The sequence below is a fragment of the Lutibacter sp. B1 genome (genome assembly GCF_012524075.1).
Lineage (GTDB): Bacteria > Bacteroidota > Bacteroidia > Flavobacteriales > Flavobacteriaceae > Lutibacter.
The window spans coordinates 67,699-89,041 of the sequence record NZ_JAAZUI010000015.1; the positions used below are offsets into that span (position 1 = coordinate 67,699).

Below are 21,343 nucleotides of genomic sequence, written 5' to 3' on the forward strand. Positions count from 1 at the left end.
AGTTCGTCTATTTTATGGTTTGGTTCAGTATATAACTAAATAATTTAGTAGTCAAAATGAAACTAGAAGTATGCGTATAAGTGTAGTAGTGTGTTTAATAATTTTTTGTGCAAAGTCAAGTAATGCACAAGATTTTAGGCTGTTAGATGTTGATTTTAATTCAATACCTGAAAGGTCTAATTCAGTTGGATTAAATACGATGTCTATTAAAATAAACATGCCCTTAAATTTAAAAAAAGGAGTTTTAATTAATAGTGTATCATTTACTAAGTATAGCTTAGATTATGATTCGAATGAATTGATTAACACTTCAGATATTGAAAGTTTTAAAACTATAAGATATTCTTTGGGTTACTTAAAAAAAATTAATAATAAATGGAGTTTTAATGTTCAGGTAATTCCAACTATTTCGTCAAATTTTGAATCTAATCTTACACTTGATGATGTTACTTTTGATGGTGGTATAATTTTTATCAAATCAAATAATGACAGCAAATTTCTTTTAGGCTTGGTATATAATTCCGCTTTTGGTACTAGTGCACCAATTCCAATTGTGAGTTATTCAAATAAGATTAATGACAGTGTTTCATATATGTTAGGGTTTCCAATAACTAAAATGGAATATCATTTCAACTTAAAAAATAAAGCAAATATTTACATTATGCCAAAAGGGTTTTATGCTAATATAAGTGATAATATAATGCTATATAATTCTAAAAAAGCTGAAAAGGTAAAATATAGATCGATACTATCAGGAATTAATTATACTCATAATGTTGATGATTTTTGGAAAATATCACTAGATGTTGGCTATCAAATATCATCCAAATACAATTTGTTGAACAACAATAGTAATGTTTACAAATTTGATACTAAAAATAATTTTTATGCAGGCTTAAGCATAAATCTTGATTTGTTAAATAAGAAAAATTAAAAACAGAGAATTATGAATTTAAAAAAAATGTATTTAAAATGTATTATATTACTTTTTTTAACAACTGTAGTAAGTTGTTCATCGAGTGATGATGATAATGAAATGGGTAATTGGGTTGAAAGTTCTTCATTTGATGGTGATAGCAGAGGAAATGCTGTAACTTTTGTAATTGGAGACAAAGGCTATTTAGTATCCGGTTACGATGGAGATGATTATTTATATGACCTTTGGGAATATAATAAAGAAGGAGATTTTTGGGTACAAAAAGCAGATTTTCAAGGAACACCAAGAAGTGGCGCCGTAGGATTTTCTTTAAATGGTAAAGGCTATTTTGGAACAGGTTATGACGGAGATGATGAATTGGGTGATTTTTGGTCTTACAATCCAATATCTAATACATGGTCTCAAAAAACTGACTTTGCTGGAACACCAAGATATGGTGCCATAGGTTTTGCAGTTTCGGGTAATGGCTATATTGGTACTGGTTATGATGGAAGTGAGCTAAAAGATTTTTGGAAATACGATGTTGCAGCTGATGAATGGACACAGTCAATTGGGTTTGGAGGTGATAAAAGAAAAGACGCATCAGTTTTTGTAATAGATGATAAAGCTTATATTGGAACAGGATTAAGAAATGGTTCTTATCAAAATGATTTTTATGAATTTGATGGGAATACAGAAACTTGGACTAGATTAAAAGATTTAGATGATGACGATGAGGATTATAGTATTTTACTAACAAGCGGGGTTGGTTTTTCTTTAAATGGATATGGTTATATTGCTACTGGAGAATCTTCAGGTATTACTACAAAATTATGGGAATATAATCCGTTAACAGACACATGGGAAGATAGACCAAATTTTGAAGGTGCTGCAAGGCAAGATGCCGTCTCATTTAGCTTTTCTGATAAAGCGTTTGTTTTAATGGGAAGGAGTGGAAGTTATTATTTTGATGATAATTGGGAGTATCGTCCAGATGAAGAAAATGATGAAGATGATTAAATTGTAATTGAATTAAGTTTAAAATTAGGATTGGAGCTAAGCAAAAGATGTTTAGCTCCTAAAATTGTCATAAAATGAAACAGCAAACACTTTTTTTCATAATTTTAATAGTAACTTCAACCAGTATTTTTAAATTATATAACAATACAAATCATAATTATAGTTTAAAAACATTTAAAGTTAATAACGGTTGGGGCTATTCAATATATAAAAAAGAGAAACTTATTATAAAGCAAGAAATAATACCATCAATACAAAGTAAAAGATCATTTACTACTGAAAAAGAGGCAGTTGTAATTGCGAAATTAATGATTGAGAAATTGAAAAATAATAAAATACCAAGTATTTCTTACAAAGAACTTCAGCTGAATGGTATAAATTTATGAGTAATCATTACCAAAATTTGTTTTAATTAAAAATAATAGTTGAAAATTAATTTAAAAAATAGTTATCCAATAATAATCCACATATTAGTATGGGTTATTTTTTTTGTTCTAAGCTCCACTCCACTTTATATGAGGTTGGGTTTTGTACCTAGTGATTTTTATTTGCGTTGGTTACTTTATATGGTTATATTTTATTTAAACTATAATTTTTTAGTTCCAAAGTTATTGCTAAATAAAAAAGTGTTTTTGTACATTGTAGTAGTAATAGCATCTATTTTGTTTTTTTTGTTAGCAGTAGAAGAACTTATTCCTCATCCCAAAATTTTCCCTTTTTTAGAGAATATGCCTCATCCAACAAATGAGGAATTAAATAAATTTAGAAAAGAAAATTTTGAATTTAGTACTAGGATGTATTTTCCAACAGCAATAATATTATTACTACTATTTACAGTTAGCACTAGTATTAAATTAGGGATTGAATGGTATAAAATAGAAAAACAAAAAGTTGTTATAGAGTCACAAAAAGTAAATTCTGAGTTGTCTTTTTTAAAAGCTCAATTAAATCCTCATTTTTTATTTAACTCATTAAACAGTATATATTCACTTGCAAATAAAAAATCAGATCAAACAACTTATGCTATAGTTACATTATCAGAACTAATGAGGTATATGATCTATGAAACCAATAAAGAATTTATTTCCTTACAAAAGGAGATAGATTATATTAAAAATTACATTTTACTTCAAAATTTAAGATTAAAAGATTCAAGTGGAGTAAGGTTTAATGTTCATGGTAATTTAGACCATAGTATAGAACCTTTGCTACTTATTTCATTTATAGAAAATGCATTTAAATATGGAACTGATTATACAGGAAAAACAGATATTAACATTAAAATTAAAGTTGAAAAAAACATCTTAACTTTAAGCGTAAGTAATTATATTTCTTTAAATGAAAAAAATGATCTTAATTCAGGAATAGGAATACATAATATAAAAAGTAGATTGAATTTGTTATATCCAAATTCACATACTTTAAAAATAAAAGAATATGATAATTTATTTGAAGTAGAATTATTATTAAAATTGAAAAAATAATGAGATGTTTAATAATTGATGATGAGCCATTAGCTATAGAGTTGTTAGAAGATTTTGTTTCTAAAATATCTTATTTGCAATTAGTTTCCAGTTGTTCAAGTGCGATAGAAGCCATATCTATTCTTCAAAATAATAAAGTTGATTTAATTTTTTCAGATATTGAAATGCCTGATTTTTCAGGAATTGAGTTTATAAAATCATTAGATATTAAGCCACTATTTATTTTTACAACAGCATATTCTCATTACGCTGTTGAAGGATTTAATTTAAATGCTGTAGATTATTTAGTTAAACCAATTCCTTTCCATAGATTTTTGAAAGCTGTAACAAGAGCTCAGGCATTATTTAATTTAAAAAAAGATGATACCAGTTCTTTGATATTTAATAATTTAGAACCTCAATTCATATTTGTGAAATCTGAATATGAAAATTTAAAAATAAACTTAGCCGATATAAAATATGTTGAAGGATTGAAAGATTATATAAAAATTTATACAAATGCCAGTAAGCCTGTTTTAACTTTAAGTACGTTAAAAAGTTTTGAAGAAAAATTAGAAAAATATAATTTTATTAGAGTTCATCGTTCATATATAGTTTCACTAAATCATATACATTCTGTTCAAAGAAATAGAATTATTATTGATAATAAGCGTATACCTATAGGTTTAAATTATAAAGATGAGTTTATAAAAAGAATTGAAAATTAATTACTTTTTTCTAAAATAAATTACAATAGGTACACCTTTAAAATCAAATATTTCACGTAATTTATTTTCAACAAAGCGTTTGTAAGGGTCTTTAACATATTGAGGCAAATTGGCAAAAAATACAAACTGAGGTGTTGGTGTTGGTAATTGAGTACAAAACTTAATTTTAATATACTTTCCTTTATTGGCAGGTGGTGGATTTTGTTTAATTATATCCAACATAGTATCATTCAGTTTGCTTGTTGAAATACGTTTTTTTCTGTTTTCAAAAACTTCAACAGCTGTTTCAATAGCTTTAAAAATACGTTGTTTAGTTAGAGCACTAATAAATATGATTGGAACATCGGTAAATGGAGCAATTTCTCTTCTAACCTGTGCTTCAAAATCGCGCATAGTATTGGTTTCTTTTTCAACCAAATCCCATTTATTTACTAAAATAACGATCCCTTTCTTGTTTTTTTCGGCCAACCAAAAAATATTTTCATCTTGTCCTTCAAAACCTCTGGTAGCATCAATAACTAATACGGCAACGTCACAATGTTCAATTGCTCTTACAGCACGCATTACCGAGTAAAACTCTAGATCTTCTTTTACTTTTGATTTTTTTCTGATACCGGCAGTATCAACCAAATTGAATTCAAACCCAAAGCGGTTGTATTTTGTATCAATAGTGTCACGCGTAGTACCGGCTATATCGGTTACAATATTTCTTTCTTCACCAATTAAAGCATTTATAAATGAAGATTTTCCCGCATTTGGGCGCCCAACAACTGCAAAACGAGGTAATTCAGCTTCATCTTCAATTTGATCTTCTAATTTTTCAGCTAAAGCATCTAATAATTCTCCTGTTCCACTACCATTAATTGATGAAAGGGTAAAGTATTCACCTAAACCAAGGTTATAAAACTCAACAGCATCGGCTTCACGCATAGAATTATCAACTTTATTTACAGCAATAAAAATTGGTTTTTTTATTTTGCGTAATATTTTAGCTACTTCACTATCCATTGGAGTAATACCTTCTTCAACATCAACAACAAAAATAATAATATCGGATTCTTCAATAGCTAATTGAACTTGTTTTCTAATTTCTTCTTCAAAAATATCGTCAGAACCTACAGCATATCCACCGGTATCAATTACCGAAAATTCTTTTCCGTTCCAATCACTTTTACCGTAATGCCTGTCACGTGTTACTCCACTAACCGAATCAACAATGGCTTCTCTACGTTTTATTAAACGATTGAATAAGGTTGATTTTCCAACATTTGGTCTTCCTACTATAGCTACAATATTACTCATAGGTTATTTTGAATTTTTTGCAAAACTACACAATTTTATTGAGGCAATAGAGATGTTACTATTTCTAAATTAGAGATTTATTAAAAAATGCTATATTTCAATACTAAAAAAATCAATTAATATGAATGAACAGAAGAATAGTGATATCCATTTGCGTCCTCGATTTAAAATCGATATTGCTGAAAGTCAAAAAAAGTTGCTTATAAAATTTAAGGATGATTTAAAGGATGATACTTGTAAGTATTACAGTAGAATTGTTGATAGTCATATTATTATTGATGTTCCTAAAGAAGAAGATCATTTTTGGTCTCCTCAATTAAATATTGAAATTGAACAGGTAAATAATCAAAAATCTGTTGTAAAAGGACTTTTTGGTCCAAAACCTCAAGTTTGGACATTATTTATGTTTATACACTTTGCTGTTGCCGTTACTTTTATTGGTTTTACTATAATGACTTATGTGAAATGGAGTATAAAACAAGATTATAGTTTTTCGTTAATTATGGTTATTGCACTGCCAATTTTTTGGTTTATTCTATATTTTTTTGGTAGAATAGGGAAAAGAAAAGGGCATAAACAAATGGATGAATTGTATACGTTTATGATGAAAACATTGGAAAAAAATAGTTGAAAGGTTCAAAGTTGCAAAGGTCGAAAATTTTTGATTTTTTTCAACTAAAAGCTAAAATTAAACTATTTCCCTTCCCTTTGGGAAGGGTTAGGGATGGGAAAATATGGTTTTAATCGTTATAACCAAATCTTCTTAATTGTCGCTTATCATTTCTCCAGTTTTTATTCACTTTTACGTAGAGTTCTAAATGAATTTTTTTATCAAAAAACTTTTGTAGGTCTTTACGAGCTTCCATACCTACACGTTTTAATGCTTCGCCTTTGTGTCCAATAATAATCCCTTTTTGAGTTTCTCGTTCAACCATAATTATTGAACGTATTCTTATAATAGTGTCACTTTCAAAAAATTCTTCAGTATCTACTTCAACAGCATACGGAATTTCCTTTTTGTAGTTTAACAATATTTTTTCTCTAATAGCTTCATTAACAAAAAAGCGTTCAGGTTTATCTGTTAATTGATCTTTTGGGTAAAAAGCAGGTGATTCCGGCAAAATTTCAATTATTCTGTCAAAAACACCTTGTACATTAAAATTTTCTAATGCTGAAATTAAAAATACTTCGGCATTTGGTACTTTTTCTTTCCAATACAACAATTTCTCTTCAACTTCTTCTTGTGATGATTTATCAATTTTATTGATGAGTAGAAGTACAGGAATATCAGAATGTTTAATTTTATTGAAAAAGGTTTCGTCTTTCAGTTCTTTTTCGCCAATTTCAACCATATAAATAAGCACATCAGCATCTTCAAAGGCCGATTTTACAAAATCCATCATAGAAGCTTGCAATTCGTAAGCCGGTTTTATAATTCCGGGAGTATCAGAAAAAATGATTTGAAAGTCATCTCCATTTACAATTCCTAAAATTCTATGGCGTGTAGTTTGTGCTTTTGATGTTATAATTGATAATCGTTCACCAACAAAAGCGTTCATTAAAGTTGATTTACCTACGTTAGGATTTCCAATAATATTTACAAAACCTGCTTTGTGCTTCATTTTCAGTATTTAAGTTGCAAAGGTAAAACTAAAATATATTTTAATTTGAAATAGTATTTGTTTTTTTGAAAAAAGTTGTATATTTGCCATCCAAATCGCGGGGTAGAGCAGTAGGTAGCTCGTCGGGCTCATAACCCGAAGGTCGCTGGTTCGAGTCCAGTCCCCGCTACAAAGCAAAAGCTTCTCAGAAATGAGAAGCTTTTTTATTTTAAATAGATAATTTGAAGAAACGAGTTAATTTATTAAATATCATTTCTTTTTAACTTCAAAAGGGCTAGCCGGCAATCCATCTTTTGTAAATAAATTGGCTTTTGAAGGATTATCTGCCCAAGCATACCTTACAACAGTTGGTTTTTTAATTTCTTTATTCCAAACAATTACGTTGTTTCCTTTTATTTTAGCTTTTGCCCAAACAAAGTTTTTACCATCATTGGAAATTGAAAAACAGTTCAGATTTTCTCCTTTTTTTGTAACTAATCCGCTACCGGTATTTTTAAATTTTATAATGACTTTGTTTTGTTTAAACTTAGTATTTTTTGGAGAAGGACTTGATGCATAAAGTTCATTTTCACCATAAGCTATTTTACGAGCTTGCAATGAAAGACGCTTACCTACATCTTCTTTGTTTAGAGGATGAATGTCATTCCATTCGCCAAGATCAATTATAACAGCCATTCCTGTATTTGGAACGGATAGTGATTCTAATTGAACTTGCCTGAAAGCTGCCCAATTACTTTCGCTTGGCGTGTTTTTTTCTTCCATAAAGTTTGCAAGTTGAACATAAATAAACGGAAAATCTCCTTGATTCCATCTTTTTCGCCAGTCTTTAACCATCAGAGGAAACATTTCTGCATATTTATTAGGATTCCAAGTATTTGATTCTCCCTGATACCATAATACACCTTTTATTGAAAATTTCAATAATGGTGAAATCATAGCGTTGTATAAGCCTGTTGGTTTCCAGCGGATAAATGTTTGACTTTCTAAAGGTTGCATTGTGGCTCCTAATTTGTATTTCCAACTACCTTTTAAATCAATAGTATCATTTTCTACTGCTAAGTAATAAGGCTTGTCCAAAACAAATCCTCCATTACCTGCATTATTAATTACTCTAACGGTAATATTATTTTTCCCTTCTTTTAAGATGCCTGATTTAACTTCGTATTTACGCGGTGGATATTGATAACTGGTAGTTCCAACAAATTCGCCATTGATATAAGCATAGTCTTGATCAACAATGCGTCCAAGACTTAATTTTGCAGATTTTCCAACCATTGATTTTGATACATTTATTTCTTTTCTAAACCACACCACACCGTTTACATTCCCAATAGATTGATTGCTCCAATATCCCGGTATTTCCATTTCCTCCCAATCATCATCATTTGTAGTAGGTTGATTCCATAATAATTGTGTGTTAGAAATACCTTTATCTTTATTATTTAATTCGCTATACCAATCATCACTTCTTTTTTTATCACTCAATTGTATTTGCTTAATCAGCTCATCATTTTTAAATTTTTGAGCTTCATTATAAGCATCGGGGAATTTAATTAAAGCATCCTCACTCATCCAAGCTTCTATAGGAGAACCGCCCAAAGAAGTATTGATTAAGCCAATTGGAACGTGATACTTTTCATAAATTTCTTTCGCAAAAAAGTAAGCTACAGCTGAAAAATTAAGTATGCTTTGTGGATTAGCAGACGTCCAACTTCCAGATTTCAAATCAATACTTTCTGTTTTGAAATCATAGTTATCAGGAACTAAAAATTGTCGAATTTTAGAGTTTTCTGAATTTTTAATAATCTGATTATACTTTTCTTTAACTCTATCCATTGTTAGTTCCATATTAGATTGACCTGAACAAACCCAAACATCACCAAATAATATGTTTTTAACTTTAATTTCATTACTTGCCTTAAATATCATTTCGTAAGGGCCACCTGCTTCTTGTTTAGGTAAAATAAGTGTCCAATCCCCATTTACATCGGCATTGGTTTTGTATGAATTATTTTTAAAAGTAATTTCAACAGTTTCATTAGGTGAAGCCCACCCCCAAATTTTAAAATCAGTATCTCTTTGAAATATAACTCCATCACTAATAAGTTTTGGAAGTTTAATTTGAGAAAATAAATTAAATGTGAGCAGTATAAGCGTTAAGCTTAAAACTGTTTTTTTCATTCTAACTGAATTGTATTGATTATTTAAAATAAACATGTGCATTACCTGTATTTTTTGAAAGAGATATATTTTGTGTTTTACTATTTACGGTAATTTTATAATCACCATAAAACGCTCTGACATTTAATATTCCCTCCTTATCAGCTTTGCCTTCTGTTTCAGTCCACCACTTATTAAACACTAAATTTCTATAAGCTTCAGTTTGTGGTCTTGGAGTCCAATCTTTTTTCCACATTGCGCAATGTGGTTGCCAATGTGAACCGGCCCAAAATCCCCACATAACAATAGCTTCAACATTTGGATGTGCAAAATAAATAGGCAGTAATTTGTTAAGTTCATCAACTTGAACTTGCTCATCATCATAGGCAAATAAAACTTCGGTGATTTTAATTGGTAAGTTAAATTGAGCTAATTTATCTAAATTTTTTTGAACTTTTTCAGCAGGAGTTGTCATGGTGGTTTTTAAAGAAAGATGCCCTTGACACCCAATACCGTCAATAGGTACGCCACTTGCCAGTAGATTTTTTATTTGTTTTACATAAGGATCTGCATTGTAACCCATATCCAAGATTCCGTAATCGTTCAGGTAAAGTTTAGCATCTTGATTAGTAGCTTTTACAATCCAAGCCATTTCATTAATAACTCCATAACCTAATCGTCTTCTAAAAAAATCGCCATGAAGCATCTCATTGTTCAGGTCAAATTCATTTATTTTACCTTTAAAATGATTGGTTACACTTACACCTCTTTCAACAACAGCTTTTCGTAACTCTTCATTATTTAACGGAAATAGCCAATCATTCATAAATTCGTCTTTGGCCCAGTAAATACAATGCCCACGCATGGGAATATTTCTTTCATTGCATAACTCCCATATTCTGTCTGCAATTTTATAATCAACATTCCCTTGTATTTTTTCGGTTTCGTACCATTTTAAAGCATTTTCATGAACGGCATAATTAAAATTATTTTCTAAAATTTGTAAATATTTTTCTCTGTCTTCTTTTGAAAAAGCATTGGGTGCCGTTTCTGCCAATTCATTTGGAATAGCAGTTCCAAATAAAAATTCATGCCTAGTTTGTTCAATTTTTACAATACTGTTCGGTTTGGTGTGAATAATAAGATCACCCATTCTAATTTTAGCAATTCGATTATTTATTTGTTGATCAGTAACTTTTTCCGAAGGGGTTTGATCAAAAATTTCATCTTGAGCAAATACAGAAAATGAATAAACAAAGAAGAATATTAAAGTGCAAAACTTATATAATTTCATTATTCAAAAATTTCATTTAATTAATGTCAATTATTTTTAATTGATGGATAAGCGCCAATATATGTGTTGGCTTTTTTAGCACCTTTGAGTTTAGCGATTTCATCAGGGATTTTAATGCCTGATTTTATTCCTTTAAAACCTTCTAATAATTGGTAATTTTTTAAATAATTGCCTTTGAATAAAGGTCCTGAATAATTTTTGAACGTTAAACTGTTTTTAGCATATTCCGGTTTTAAATTATTCAATTCTTCAGAAGTTTTTATAGATGTTTGACATATGTTTTTTATTTTTTGACTTATCCAAATTATTGGATATAGATCAGTTTTATTAACATAAACATTGTTGTCAAGTTTTTTGAGTGTGGCTTCATTTAGTTTTTCACATAAAGTCTCAGGTTGCCAAATAAAAAGTAAAGGTCTGTTATAATTTTCGGTACTTGTAAGTAAATTATTCACAAATTCATGATTAATTCTTTCATCAACATCAGGTCCGGTACTTGGATGCCACCCAAAATGGTCTCCTTGTGCACTTCGTTCATTTCTTCCAAAACAAGCCATACTATTTACAAACGTATTGTTGTAAACTTTTACATTAGAACTGTTTAAAATTAATATTCCATGGTCACAATTTACAAAAACATTCCCTGCGCAAACTGCGCCTTTTGAAATTTCAAAAAAGAATCCGTTTTGGCTTGGCCAAACATTTTTTTCATGAAAAGGGTCTGTGTAAAAGCCAACATTTTCAACCCAATTATTAGTAAAAACACCATCAATATTTCCAACATCATACCAAATACCATTAGAATAAGGTAAATCGATAATCAAATTATCATTACAAGTAACTCTGTGAGTTTGATTGAATATTTTAACAGCTGCCGGATAATAACCTGTAATTTGTTCGATATTGTTTCGAGTAAAAATATTTTTTTCAAGCAATACATCATTAGAACTCAAAATATATAATCCTTCGGTGCTGGTATCACTTATTTTGCAGTTTTTAACGGTTAAATGGTCGCCGCGTAAATAAGCTGCTACTCTAGAACAATAAGATATGGTACAATTCTCAAGTGTAGTACCAACAACATCTTTACCAAATTTTGATTCGTCGGATACTCCTTCAGGAAAATATCCTTCAATTTCTAAGGCTCTGTATGCATATTGTGTAAATGTAATTCCTTTAATAACAGGTCCTTTTTTGTCTGATATTTTTCCATTAATTTCATCGATAGTTCTTATTAAGGCACTATCGAAAGCGGTGATTTCAACCAAATTATTCTTTGGATCGGTACCAATATATACTTGTTTGTTTTTATAATCTATATAAAATGTTTCAGCAGTAACATCACCTTGCCAAGCTGCTGAATGTAAAAATTTACCATTAACAAAAACCATATCATCATTAAATTTATGAAGTGGAGTTTTGCTGCCCTCTCTTTCTGTACGCCACCAACTATCTGGTTCTGAAGGGAATAAATATTCCCATTTAGTTCTCCATAATCCATTATGAAGGTTTTGCCATTCTGCAGCAATCAAAGTTCCTTTAAAAACAGGTTTTTCATCGGCATAAGGTTGTATAGTAATACCTTGATTAAAAACCAGATTTCCGGTTCTATAAGTTCCGCCTCTTAAAATAATGGCATCACCGGTTTCAACCAATTGAATAGCCTTTTCTATAGTTGTAGGATTGTTTAAGTTTTTCCCACTTTCATTTGAATTACCTTCAGGTGAAACATAGTAAACGGTTTCTGAAATTTCAGGTAGTTTGTAAAATTGATTTATTGGGCCGTAAGGTCCACCGGATGGTTGTGCTGAAATGGTTAATATTGAAAATAAATAAATTATGGATGCAACTTTGTAAAATAAATTCTTTTTATTTTGAGCGAATCCATTTCTTTCTAGTTTTTTGTTTAAGATATTCATTTTAAGAATTTGTGATTAGATATAAACAGTTTAGTTATTTTTATCATTTTTAAAATGATAAAAATAAAATAATATAAAGGTAAATATTATTTATGATTGCTAATATATTATAAAAGGTATTCTTTGTTTTATATTGAAAGATGTCAATTGCCAAAAAGTTTTATAACTTATTTATTTTTTAATTTATACGCAATATTTATAACTTTTTTAACTAATGTGTAAATAATTTTACAAAATGCTTTATATTCTATAATATTTGGTCAGTTTATGTATTTTATCATTAATAAACGCTCATTATTTCGTAAATTTGCAAACTTAAATTAGAGTAAGTATACATCACTCTTTTTTAATTATTGAAATAATTAAGTTTAAAAATATATACATGAGTACTACATTATTTGATAAAGTTTGGGATTCACATGTTGTTCGAAAAATTGAAGATGGACCGGATGTTCTTTTTATAGACAGACATTTAATACATGAAGTTACCAGTCCGGTAGCATTCTTAGGATTAAAAAGCAGAAAAAATTCTGTATTATATCCTGGAAGAACATTTGCAACAGCCGATCATAATACACCAACAATCAATCAACATTTACCTGTTGAAGATCCATTGTCGGCTAATCAATTAAAAGCTTTGGAAGAAAACTCTGCTGAATGGGGAATTTCACATTGGGGTTTAGGTCATCAAAATAACGGAATAGTACATGTTGTTGGTCCTGAAAATGGAATTACACTTCCGGGAGCTACTATTGTTTGTGGAGATTCTCATACCTCAACTCACGGAGCATTTGGAGCTATTGCTTTTGGTATCGGAACATCTGAAGTAGAAATGGTGCTTTCTTCACAGTGTATTATGCAGCCTAAGCCAAAGAAAATGAGAATAAACATTAATGGTAAACTCGGATTTGGAGTTACTCCAAAAGATGTGGCTTTATTCATTATTTCAAAACTTACAACTTCTGGAGCTACCGGATATTTTGTTGAATATGCAGGTGATGTATTTAAAAATATGACAATGGAAGGGCGTATGACAGTTTGTAATTTAAGTATTGAAATGGGTGCACGAGGAGGTATTGTTGCTCCTGATGAACAAACTTTCGAATACATTAAAGGAAGAACTTTTACTCCAAAAGGTACAGCCTGGGATAAAGCAATGAACTATTGGGAAACATTAAAAACAGATGAAGATGCTGTTTTTGATAAGGAATATACATTTGATGCAAGTGAAATTGAACCTATGATTACTTACGGTACAAATCCGGGTATGGGAACAGGTATTTCACAAAATATTCCTAATGCAGGAGAAGTTGAAGGTGGTGTAGCTACTTATAAAAAATCACTTGATTACATGGGATTCCATGAAGGAGATTCTATGATAGGTAAAAAAGTAGATTATGTTTTCTTAGGTAGTTGTACGAATGGACGAATTGAAGATTTTAGAGCTTTTGCCTCTATAGTTAAAGGAAGAAAAAAAGCAGATACTATTACGGCATGGTTAGTCCCCGGATCTCATATTGTTGAAGCTAAAATTAAAGAAGAAGGATTGTTAGACATTTTAACAGAAGCTGGTTTTGCGTTGCGTGAACCTGGGTGTTCAGCTTGTTTAGCAATGAATGACGATAAAGTTCCTGCCGGTAAAGTTGCGGTAAGTACTTCTAACAGAAATTTTGAAGGACGTCAAGGACCGGGATCAAGAACATTATTGGCAAGTCCTTTAGTAGCGGCAGCAACAGCAGTAACAGGAGTTGTAACGGATCCTAGAACACTATTATAATTAGCCCTTAAATCCCCAAAGGGAATTTTTTAGAGAGATTTAAAAGAATGAAATTATTAAAATCGCCAACTAAAAACTGGCAACTGAATACCAAAAAATATGGCTTACGATAAATTTGAAATATTAAAAAGTACAGCAGTACCATTACCAATTGAAAATGTAGATACCGATCAAATTATACCGGCTCGTTTTTTAAAAGCAACAGAGCGAAAAGGATTTGGTGATAACTTGTTTAGAGATTGGAGATATAATCCAGACAATACTCCAAAAGAACAATTTGTTTTAAACAATCCAATTTATAAAGGAAAAATATTAGTTGGAGGAAAAAACTTTGGTTCAGGATCTTCCAGAGAACATGCAGCTTGGGCTGTATATGATTACGGATTTAGATGTGTTGTGTCAAGTTTTTTTGCTGATATTTTTAGAGGAAATTGTTTAAATGTTGGAGTGCTTCCGGTTCAGGTAAGTGCAACATTTTTAGATAAAATTTTTAAAGCAATTGAGGCTGATCCAAATACTGAAATTGAAATTAATTTACCAAATCAAACTATAACAATGTTAGCGAGTGGAGAAGAAGAATCGTTCGATATTAACAGCTATAAAAAACAAAACATGTTAAATGGTTTTGATGATATTGATTATTTGGTAAAAAAGAAAGAAGAAATTAAAAAATTTGCAGAAAATAGACCGTTTTAATAAATCTGCCATTCCTGCGAAAGTAGGAATTTAATTCTTGAGTTTCTGAATTTCCGCCTTCGAAGGAATGACAACTAATTGTTTTTAAAATGGAAAAAAGAAAAATTGAAATAATGGATACTACACTTCGAGATGGTGAACAAACCTCCGGAGTGTCATTTTCATCACCAGAAAAACTTACTATCGCTAAGCTTTTATTGGAAGAATTACATGTAGATAGAATTGAGATAGCTTCAGCAAGAGTTTCAGAAGGAGAATTTCAAGCTGTAAGAAATATAACAGATTGGGCAAGTGAGAATGGATATATAGATAGAGTAGAAGTGCTAACATTTGTAGATGGAGTACAATCTATAAATTGGATGAAAGAAGCAGGTGCAAAGGTTCAAAATTTATTAACTAAAGGGTCATTAAACCATTTAACTCATCAACTTAAAAAAACTCCGGAACAGCATTTTTCTGAAATAAAAAGTGTAATTGAATTAGCTAAAAAAGAAGGAATTACTACCAATGTTTATTTGGAAGATTGGAGTAATGGTATGCGAAATTCACAAGAATATGTATTTCAATTTTTAGAGTTTTTAGCAACCCAACCGGTAGTTAGAATTTTATTGCCAGATACTTTAGGTGTTTTAACACCGAGAGAAACTTTTGAGTATTTTTCAAAAATAACAGCTAAATATCCCGATTTACATTTCGATTTTCATGCTCATAATGATTACGATTTAAGTGTGGCAAATGTGATGGAATCTATAAAAGCAGGAGCTAAAGGATTACATTTAACAGTAAATGGTATGGGAGAAAGAGCCGGTAATGCGCCATTGGCAAGTGTTGTTGCGGTTATAAAAGATTTCTTTAATGAAGAGGTTGAAATCTCAGTAAAAGAAGAAGCTTTGTATTCTGTAAGTAAATTAATCGAAACATTTTCAGGGATTAGAATTCCTGCCAATAAACCAATTGTAGGTGAAAACGTGTTTACTCAAACAGCAGGTATTCATGCTGATGGTGATAATAAAAACAATTTGTATTTTAACGATTTACTACCTGAACGTTTTGGTAGAAAACGTAAATATGCTTTAGGTAAAACTTCAGGAAAAGCAAATATTGAAAAAAATTTACAAGAGTTAGGTTTAAAACTTAATAATGAAGATTTAAAAAAAGTTACCCAACGTATTATTGAGTTGGGTGATAAAAAAGAATTGGTTACTAAAGAAGATTTACCTTACATAATTTCTGATGTTTTAAACAGTAATTCTTACCAAGAAAAAATTACCATAGACTCGTATGTGCTTACACATTCAAAAGGTTTAAACCCTTCAACAACAGTTTCAATTTTAATTGATGGAGAACGTTTTGAAGAGCATGCTCAAGGAGATGGACAATTTGATGCTTTTATGAATGCCTTAGGAAAATTATACAAAAGAAAAAAAATGGTATTGCCAAAGTTGGTTGATTATGCGGTTAGAATACCTCCCGGAAGTACTTCAGATGCGTTGTGTGAAACCATTATTACTTGGGAGAACGGAGAGAAAAGATTTATTACAAGAGGGCTGGATTCAGATCAAACAGTATCTGCAATTAAAGCCACGCAACGAATGTTAAATATATAAAATAAGACTGTTTGAAATTAAATTTTTCGTCATTCTGAACTTGTTTCAGAATCTCATCATGTTGATCTCTAATCAATATGAGAACCTAAAATAAGTATTCACGAATTCTCAAAAATAAAATAGCAAAAGGATGAGTAAACAAATTCAAGTTGACATTTTAATATTCAAACAATAAATTAAAAATCATAAAATATGAAATTGAATATAGCCTTATTGGCTGGAGACGGTATTGGCCCTGAAGTAATAGCTCAAGCGGTAAAAGTTTGTGATGCAGTTGCAACTAAATTTGAACATGAAATTAATTGGACACCGGCACTTACAGGTGCAGCAGCTATTGATGCAGTTGGAGAACCTTATCCTGATGAGACTCACGAAATCTGTGTTAATGCAGATGCTGTACTATTTGGTGCTATCGGGCATCCAAAATATGATAATGATCCTTCTGCAAAAGTGCGTCCGGAACAAGGATTGCTTAAAATGCGTAAAAAATTAGGATTATTTGCTAATGTACGCCCAACATTTACATTTCCTTCACTAATAGATAATTCACCTTTAAAAAGAGAACGTATTGAAGGTACCGATTTAGTGTTTTTAAGAGAATTAACAGGTGGTATTTATTTTGGAGAAAGAGGGAGAAAAGATAACGGAGATACTGCTTTTGATACTTGTACTTATACAAGAGAAGAGGTTAAACGTTTAGCAAAAAAAGGATTTGAATTAGCAATGACACGTTCAAAAAGACTGTGTTGTGTTGATAAAGCAAATGTGTTAGAGTCATCTCGTTTATGGAGAGAGACAGTACAAGCAATGGAAAAAGACTATCCTGAAGTAACGGTTTCTTATGAATTTGTTGATGCAGTAGCTATGCGTTTGGTACAATGGCCAAATTCGTACGATGTTTTAATAACCGAAAATTTATTTGGTGATATTTTAACCGATGAAGCTTCAGTAATTTCCGGTTCTATGGGATTAATGCCAAGTGCTTCTGTAGGTGAAAAAACGTCTTTATATGAGCCTATTCATGGGTCGTATCCTCAAGCAGCAGGAAAAGATATTGCAAATCCGTTAGCAACAGTTTTATCTGCAGCCATGATGTTTGAAGATGCTTTTGGTTTAAAAGAAGAAGCTGAGTCGATTAGAAACGTAGTGAATAAATCGTTGGCAGAAGGTATTGTTACCGAAGATTTATCAGGAAAAAAGAAAGCATATAAAACCAGTGAAGTAGGAGATTGGTTGGCTGAGAATATTTAATTGAGTTTAAAAATATAATAGAAAGGCTATCTAAGAAGTATTAAATATTTAAACACCGTCATCCTGAAATTGATTCATTGTATTATTATCAATTATTATGAGAACCTGAAATAAAGTTCAGGTTGACAGAAAACACACTTCTTAGATAGCCTCTTTTTTTATTCAATAGTTTCTTCAACCGAACCACAATGCAACATTGATGCACCAAAATACGGATTCATAATTTTTTCTTCCGTACTTAACCAAAATGCACCTTTGTTATTTGCTGCCATAGGGCAAAATTGCTTATACACTTTTTGATTGACACCAAAAATCTTCACCACTTTTATAAAATTATTTGACAAGTGTATAAATTCATTTCGTTGTGATTTAATTGTGCTTTCAGATAAAATTTTGTTGGTAGATTTAACTAATTCGGTTTTAATATCCATCCATGTTTTATGGCTTTTTTCTTCAGTTAACAACTTCATGTCTACTTTGTTAAGCGAATTTAGAAGAACTTTTGCTGTTTCTTGAGCTTTTTTAGGGTTGTCATTTACCAAAGCATCTTTTAGTTGGATATAATTAGTAAATACAACTTGTAGTTGCTGTTTGAACTTTGGAGAAACTTCAATTTTTAATGTTTCAGAACTCATATTCATTGCTTTTTCCTTTTCTGAATGATTTTCGTTATCTGTCATTTGCATTTCTCCCATTTTATTCATCATGCTTTTTTTACCTTGTAATTGTGCAGCGGCATCTACTGTAAAAGTACCGTTTGTAACAATTTCATCATTTTCATTTAGTCCTTGTAAAACTTCGTACATATTGCCAATAACATTTCCTAAAGTAATTTCACGCATTTCAAAAACAGGTTCCTCACTTTTTTCTTTTATATAAACAACCGAGCGTTTACCGGTCCATAAAACAGCTGATTTTGGAATGGTAAGTAGTGAATTTTCGGCAGTTTTTTTAGCGGAATTTAAAGTTCCTTGCACAAACATTCCAGGTTTTAAAGCTTCATTTTTATTGTTTAATTCGGCTCTAACAGTTGTAGTTCTTGTTGAAGTATTTAAAACAGGATCAATAAAAGAAATGGTTGCTTTTATCTCTTTTGAAGGATCAGCGTTTGTAGTAATACTAATTTCATCACCTTTTTTTATGGATGAAAGTTGCTTTTCATACGCATCAAATTCAGCCCAAACAGTTGTTAAATTTGAAATTTTTAACAGTGGTGTTCCTTCTTTTACAGAAGTGCCTTCTTCAACTAATTTAGCAGTAACAATTCCAGATACATTGGCATACACAGGAAAATTCATCAATACTTTTTTGGTGGTTTCTATTTTATTGATTTGATTTTCAGAAAGTTTCCAAATACGCAACTTATTTTTTACAGCATTGTATAAATTAGGTTGTGTAGTTTTCATTGATAAAGCTGTTAGTAATTCTTCTTGAGCAGTTACCAATTCAGGAGAATAAATTAATGCTAATAATTGTCCTTTTGAAACTTTATCACCTTCAGAATTGATATATAATTTTTCAATTCTTCCGTTAAAATAGGAAGTTTGTACAGCTGTAGCTTTTTCATTTTCCTGAATTTTACCTGAAAGTACCAACCCGTTAGACGTATTTCCTCCTTTTTTAACAATGGTAGTCTCAATATTTGCTAAAGCCATAGCGTTTTTAGTTAACTTGAATTGATTTATAGAAACGTTATCACCAGTATTTGTAGTTTCAGCAGGGATTAATTCCATACCGCAAATAGGACAATCTCCGGGTTCTGACTGCATAATTTGTGGATGCATAGAACACGTCCATTTTTGGGTTTTTAGTTCTTCATTTTTAGGTGTTTGATTTGTTTTTGAACTAGCGATATCTTTATAAATAAATCTTCCTAAAAACAATCCAATAAAAAGGATTACAATGTATTTGCTATATTTTTTCATTTTAATTTGATTTTAATTGTTGATGGTTAAAAACTCTAATGTTGCTTTTTGAATAGCATATTCTTTTTCTGCAGCTATTTTTTTTAATTGAAATTTGAGTTTAAGCTGTTGTATTTCTAAAATTTGGTCGAAATCAATTTTAGCAACTTGATATGCTGCTAACAATACTTTTTCAGCCTGATTGGCTTGTGCTATATTTTTATTTTGAGTTTCAACCGAAGCCTTTGCTGTTTTTAAATTGGCTAAAGCAGTTTCAAATAACATATTTAACTGATTGGTAGCTGTTGTTTTGCTACTTTCAATCGCTTTTTGATCTAATTGTAATTGCTTTTGTTTTGAACTGTATTTTTTTGAAAATAAAGGAATTGAAACAGAAACCATTGGCATAATAATATCTTTACCATTATCGGCTAAATTATCTATTGCCATGTTTTCAACAAAAATATAATCCAAACCAATTCCTATGCTTGGCAAACCTTCTTTTTTAGTTGCGGTTTCCATTTTTACCAAAGCATTTTGCAAATTGTTCAACTCTAAAAGTTTCGGGTTGTTTGCAATTAAATCTTTGTTTATTGGATCAATCTCATTTATGGTTATCGAATCAATGATTTCAATCAAAGCATCTTCATTTCTGTTTAACAATAAGTTGAATGTTCGTTTTTTAGCCTGTAAATTTTCATGTACAGTATTTAAATCATTTAAAATTTCATTTTGCTTCATTTGAATTTTTAACACATCAACCATTGTTGCTTTGTTGTTTTCCAATTCGCTTAAAGCCAGTCGTTCAAAAGTTTTTAGCAGTTCTAAATTTTCATTTAAAACGGTCTCTTTTGATTTTAATTCATATAAATTAAAGTAAGCCGTTTTTACGTTTAAAAACAGGTTTCTTTTAGTGATATCTACACTATTTAATTTAGCTTGAGCGCTAAAAGAAGCACTTTCTTTTTTAGCTGAAAATGTACCAAACCAAGGTAACATTTGATTTGCAGAAAGTTTTGCTTTTTGAGCTCCAACTCTTGTTTCGGCTTCTTGCACAAAATAGCCGGCTCCAATGGTGGTGTTGGGTAAACTGCCAACTTCTTCAACTTTTTCTAAAGCACTTTGGTAGCTGTAACTGCTTGCTTGCAATTCCGGACTGTTTTTTTCTGCAATGTGTAAGTATTCTTGTAATGTTTGTGCTTTTAGTTGTGTTCCAAAAAGAAAGCACACAATTATGTATATTATTTTATTTTTCATTATTTACATTTTTTAATGAAATTTCTTTTTTCCAACTGAATAAAACAGGTACTACAAATAAGGTAATTAAGGCAATAAGCATACCTCCAAAACTTGGAATTGCCATTGGAATCATAATATCCGAACCTCTTCCTGTTGATGTTAAAACCGGTAACAAAGCCAGTAATGTTGTGGCGGTTGTCATTAAACAAGGTCTGATTCTTTTTTCTCCGGCTTCAATTACCGATGCTCTGATTTCCTTTTTAGTTGTTGGCGAATTTTTACTGAAAGTTTGTGTTAAATAGGTTGCCATAACCACACTGGAGTTGTTACCTTTACTCGGACACAAAATTTAAGACCGTTTGTTACAAAACAAATATCTTAGAAACATGAAAAAACGTATTTACAGTAAAGAGTTTAAAGATCAAACAGTTCGATTAAGTTATCA

General features: G+C 30.4%; 17 protein-coding genes, 1 tRNA gene and 1 pseudogene. 11 read left to right on the plus strand and 8 right to left on the minus strand.

Annotation, left to right across the window (positions count from 1 at the left end; genetic code table 11):
* Positions 1-70 precede the first annotated feature (70 nt).
* From HGB55_RS10135 to HGB55_RS10155, 5 genes are all read left to right on the plus strand, one after another.
* Positions 71-934 carry a DUF6268 family outer membrane beta-barrel protein gene (locus HGB55_RS10135; RefSeq protein WP_168816781.1) on the plus strand — a complete coding sequence of 288 codons (864 nt, stop codon included), beginning with the start codon at positions 71-73 and terminating at the stop codon, positions 932-934.
* Between the two features lie 12 nt (positions 935-946).
* Positions 947-1,936, plus strand: coding sequence for a kelch repeat-containing protein (locus HGB55_RS10140; RefSeq protein WP_168816782.1), 990 nt, complete (start codon positions 947-949; stop codon positions 1,934-1,936).
* A 74-nt stretch (positions 1,937-2,010) separates the two neighbouring features.
* Entirely contained in the window at positions 2,011-2,322 is a 312-nt protein-coding gene (locus HGB55_RS10145) for a DUF4907 domain-containing protein (RefSeq protein WP_168816783.1), read from the plus strand.
* A gap of 246 nt (positions 2,323-2,568) precedes the next feature.
* Entirely contained in the window at positions 2,569-3,420 is an 852-nt protein-coding gene (locus tag HGB55_RS10150) for a sensor histidine kinase (protein WP_168816784.1), read from the plus strand.
* The gene (locus HGB55_RS10155; RefSeq protein ID WP_168816785.1) at positions 3,420-4,127 is read left to right on the plus strand and encodes a LytTR family DNA-binding domain-containing protein; all 708 of its coding nucleotides are present in this window, start codon (positions 3,420-3,422) and stop codon (positions 4,125-4,127) included. The genes HGB55_RS10150 and HGB55_RS10155 overlap by 1 nt, the downstream gene beginning before the upstream one ends.
* Here HGB55_RS10155 and der read toward each other — a convergent pair whose 3' ends face one another.
* Positions 4,128-5,429, minus strand: a complete 1,302-nt coding sequence (gene der / locus HGB55_RS10160; protein WP_168816786.1) for a ribosome biogenesis GTPase Der — start codon at positions 5,427-5,429, stop codon at positions 4,128-4,130.
* Positions 5,430-5,550: 121 nt separating this feature from the next.
* Between der and HGB55_RS10165 the strand changes: the two genes are divergently transcribed.
* Positions 5,551-6,060 carry an ABC transporter ATP-binding protein gene (locus HGB55_RS10165; RefSeq protein WP_168816787.1) on the plus strand — a complete coding sequence of 170 codons (510 nt, stop codon included), beginning with the start codon at positions 5,551-5,553 and terminating at the stop codon, positions 6,058-6,060.
* Positions 6,061-6,169: 109 nt separating this feature from the next.
* On the opposite strand, the gene era is transcribed toward HGB55_RS10165, so the two are convergent.
* Entirely contained in the window at positions 6,170-7,051 is an 882-nt protein-coding gene (gene era / locus HGB55_RS10170) for a GTPase Era (protein ID WP_168816788.1), read from the minus strand.
* A gap of 96 nt (positions 7,052-7,147) precedes the next feature.
* Here era and HGB55_RS10175 point away from each other — a divergent pair.
* Positions 7,148-7,220: transfer RNA gene (locus HGB55_RS10175), tRNA-Met, on the plus strand.
* Positions 7,221-7,300: 80 nt separating this feature from the next.
* Here the strand turns inward: HGB55_RS10175 and HGB55_RS10180 are convergent.
* Genes HGB55_RS10180 through HGB55_RS10190 form a run of 3 tightly spaced genes read right to left on the minus strand, consistent with a single transcriptional unit; the run spans position 7,301 to position 12,424 of the window.
* A complete protein-coding gene (locus HGB55_RS10180; RefSeq protein ID WP_168816789.1) occupies positions 7,301-9,232 on the minus strand; it encodes a sialate O-acetylesterase in 1,932 nt (643 codons plus the stop codon).
* Positions 9,233-9,251: 19 nt separating this feature from the next.
* Positions 9,252-10,505 carry an endo-1,4-beta-xylanase gene (locus tag HGB55_RS10185; protein ID WP_168816790.1) on the minus strand — a complete coding sequence of 418 codons (1,254 nt, stop codon included), beginning with the start codon at positions 10,503-10,505 and terminating at the stop codon, positions 9,252-9,254.
* Positions 10,506-10,531: 26 nt separating this feature from the next.
* A complete protein-coding gene (locus tag HGB55_RS10190) occupies positions 10,532-12,424 on the minus strand; it encodes a right-handed parallel beta-helix repeat-containing protein (protein WP_168816791.1) in 1,893 nt (630 codons plus the stop codon).
* Positions 12,425-12,806: 382 nt separating this feature from the next.
* Here HGB55_RS10190 and leuC point away from each other — a divergent pair, with 382 nt between their 5' ends.
* The 4 genes from leuC (at position 12,807) to leuB (ending at position 17,755) form a co-directional block, all read left to right on the plus strand.
* Positions 12,807-14,201, plus strand: coding sequence for a 3-isopropylmalate dehydratase large subunit (gene leuC, locus HGB55_RS10195; protein ID WP_168816792.1), 1,395 nt, complete (start codon positions 12,807-12,809; stop codon positions 14,199-14,201).
* 99 nt (positions 14,202-14,300) lie between these two features.
* Entirely contained in the window at positions 14,301-14,897 is a 597-nt protein-coding gene (leuD, locus tag HGB55_RS10200) for a 3-isopropylmalate dehydratase small subunit (protein WP_168816793.1), read from the plus strand.
* Positions 14,898-14,986: 89 nt separating this feature from the next.
* Positions 14,987-16,504: an alpha-isopropylmalate synthase regulatory domain-containing protein gene (locus HGB55_RS10205; protein ID WP_168816794.1), complete on the plus strand. Its 1,518-nt coding sequence runs from the start codon at positions 14,987-14,989 to the stop codon at positions 16,502-16,504.
* 192 nt (positions 16,505-16,696) lie between these two features.
* Entirely contained in the window at positions 16,697-17,755 is a 1,059-nt protein-coding gene (leuB, locus tag HGB55_RS10210; RefSeq protein WP_168816795.1) for a 3-isopropylmalate dehydrogenase, read from the plus strand.
* A gap of 158 nt (positions 17,756-17,913) precedes the next feature.
* On the opposite strand, the gene HGB55_RS10215 is transcribed toward leuB, so the two are convergent.
* From HGB55_RS10215 to HGB55_RS10225, 3 genes and pseudogenes are all read right to left on the minus strand, one after another.
* On the minus strand, positions 17,914-19,680 hold the full coding sequence (locus HGB55_RS10215) for an efflux RND transporter periplasmic adaptor subunit (RefSeq protein WP_168816796.1): 1,767 nt from the start codon (positions 19,678-19,680) through the stop codon (positions 17,914-17,916).
* 12 nt (positions 19,681-19,692) lie between these two features.
* Positions 19,693-20,916 (minus strand): TolC family protein, encoded by a 1,224-nt coding sequence (locus HGB55_RS10220; RefSeq protein ID WP_168816797.1) that lies wholly within the window; start codon positions 20,914-20,916, stop codon positions 19,693-19,695.
* A pseudogene (locus tag HGB55_RS10225) lies at positions 20,906-21,223 on the minus strand (efflux RND transporter permease subunit); the annotation flags it as partial. The gene HGB55_RS10220 and the pseudogene HGB55_RS10225, both read right to left, overlap by 11 nt.
* Positions 21,224-21,343 lie beyond the last annotated feature (120 nt).

Bases quoted from the DNA above. Each gene is read 5' to 3' on its own strand.
- HGB55_RS10155 (WP_168816785.1), top strand. From the start codon at position 3,420: ATGAGATGTTTAATAATTGATGATGAGCCATTAGCTATAGAGTTGTTA.
- HGB55_RS10190 (WP_168816791.1), bottom strand. From the start codon at position 12,424: ATGAATATCTTAAACAAAAAACTAGAAAGAAATGGATTCGCTCAAAAT.
- leuB (WP_168816795.1), top strand. From the start codon at position 16,697: ATGAAATTGAATATAGCCTTATTGGCTGGAGACGGTATTGGCCCTGAA.
- HGB55_RS10180 (WP_168816789.1), bottom strand. From the start codon at position 9,232: ATGAAAAAAACAGTTTTAAGCTTAACGCTTATACTGCTCACATTTAAT.
- HGB55_RS10165 (WP_168816787.1), top strand. From the start codon at position 5,551: ATGAATGAACAGAAGAATAGTGATATCCATTTGCGTCCTCGATTTAAA.
- der (WP_168816786.1), bottom strand. From the start codon at position 5,429: ATGAGTAATATTGTAGCTATAGTAGGAAGACCAAATGTTGGAAAATCA.
- leuD (WP_168816793.1), top strand. From the start codon at position 14,301: ATGGCTTACGATAAATTTGAAATATTAAAAAGTACAGCAGTACCATTA.
- HGB55_RS10215 (WP_168816796.1), bottom strand. From the start codon at position 19,680: ATGAAAAAATATAGCAAATACATTGTAATCCTTTTTATTGGATTGTTT.
- HGB55_RS10185 (WP_168816790.1), bottom strand. From the start codon at position 10,505: ATGAAATTATATAAGTTTTGCACTTTAATATTCTTCTTTGTTTATTCA.
- leuC (WP_168816792.1), top strand. From the start codon at position 12,807: ATGAGTACTACATTATTTGATAAAGTTTGGGATTCACATGTTGTTCGA.
- HGB55_RS10205 (WP_168816794.1), top strand. From the start codon at position 14,987: ATGGAAAAAAGAAAAATTGAAATAATGGATACTACACTTCGAGATGGT.
- HGB55_RS10135 (WP_168816781.1), top strand. From the start codon at position 71: ATGCGTATAAGTGTAGTAGTGTGTTTAATAATTTTTTGTGCAAAGTCA.
- era (WP_168816788.1), bottom strand. From the start codon at position 7,051: ATGAAGCACAAAGCAGGTTTTGTAAATATTATTGGAAATCCTAACGTA.
- HGB55_RS10145 (WP_168816783.1), top strand. From the start codon at position 2,011: ATGAAACAGCAAACACTTTTTTTCATAATTTTAATAGTAACTTCAACC.
- HGB55_RS10140 (WP_168816782.1), top strand. From the start codon at position 947: ATGAATTTAAAAAAAATGTATTTAAAATGTATTATATTACTTTTTTTA.
- HGB55_RS10220 (WP_168816797.1), bottom strand. From the start codon at position 20,916: ATGAAAAATAAAATAATATACATAATTGTGTGCTTTCTTTTTGGAACA.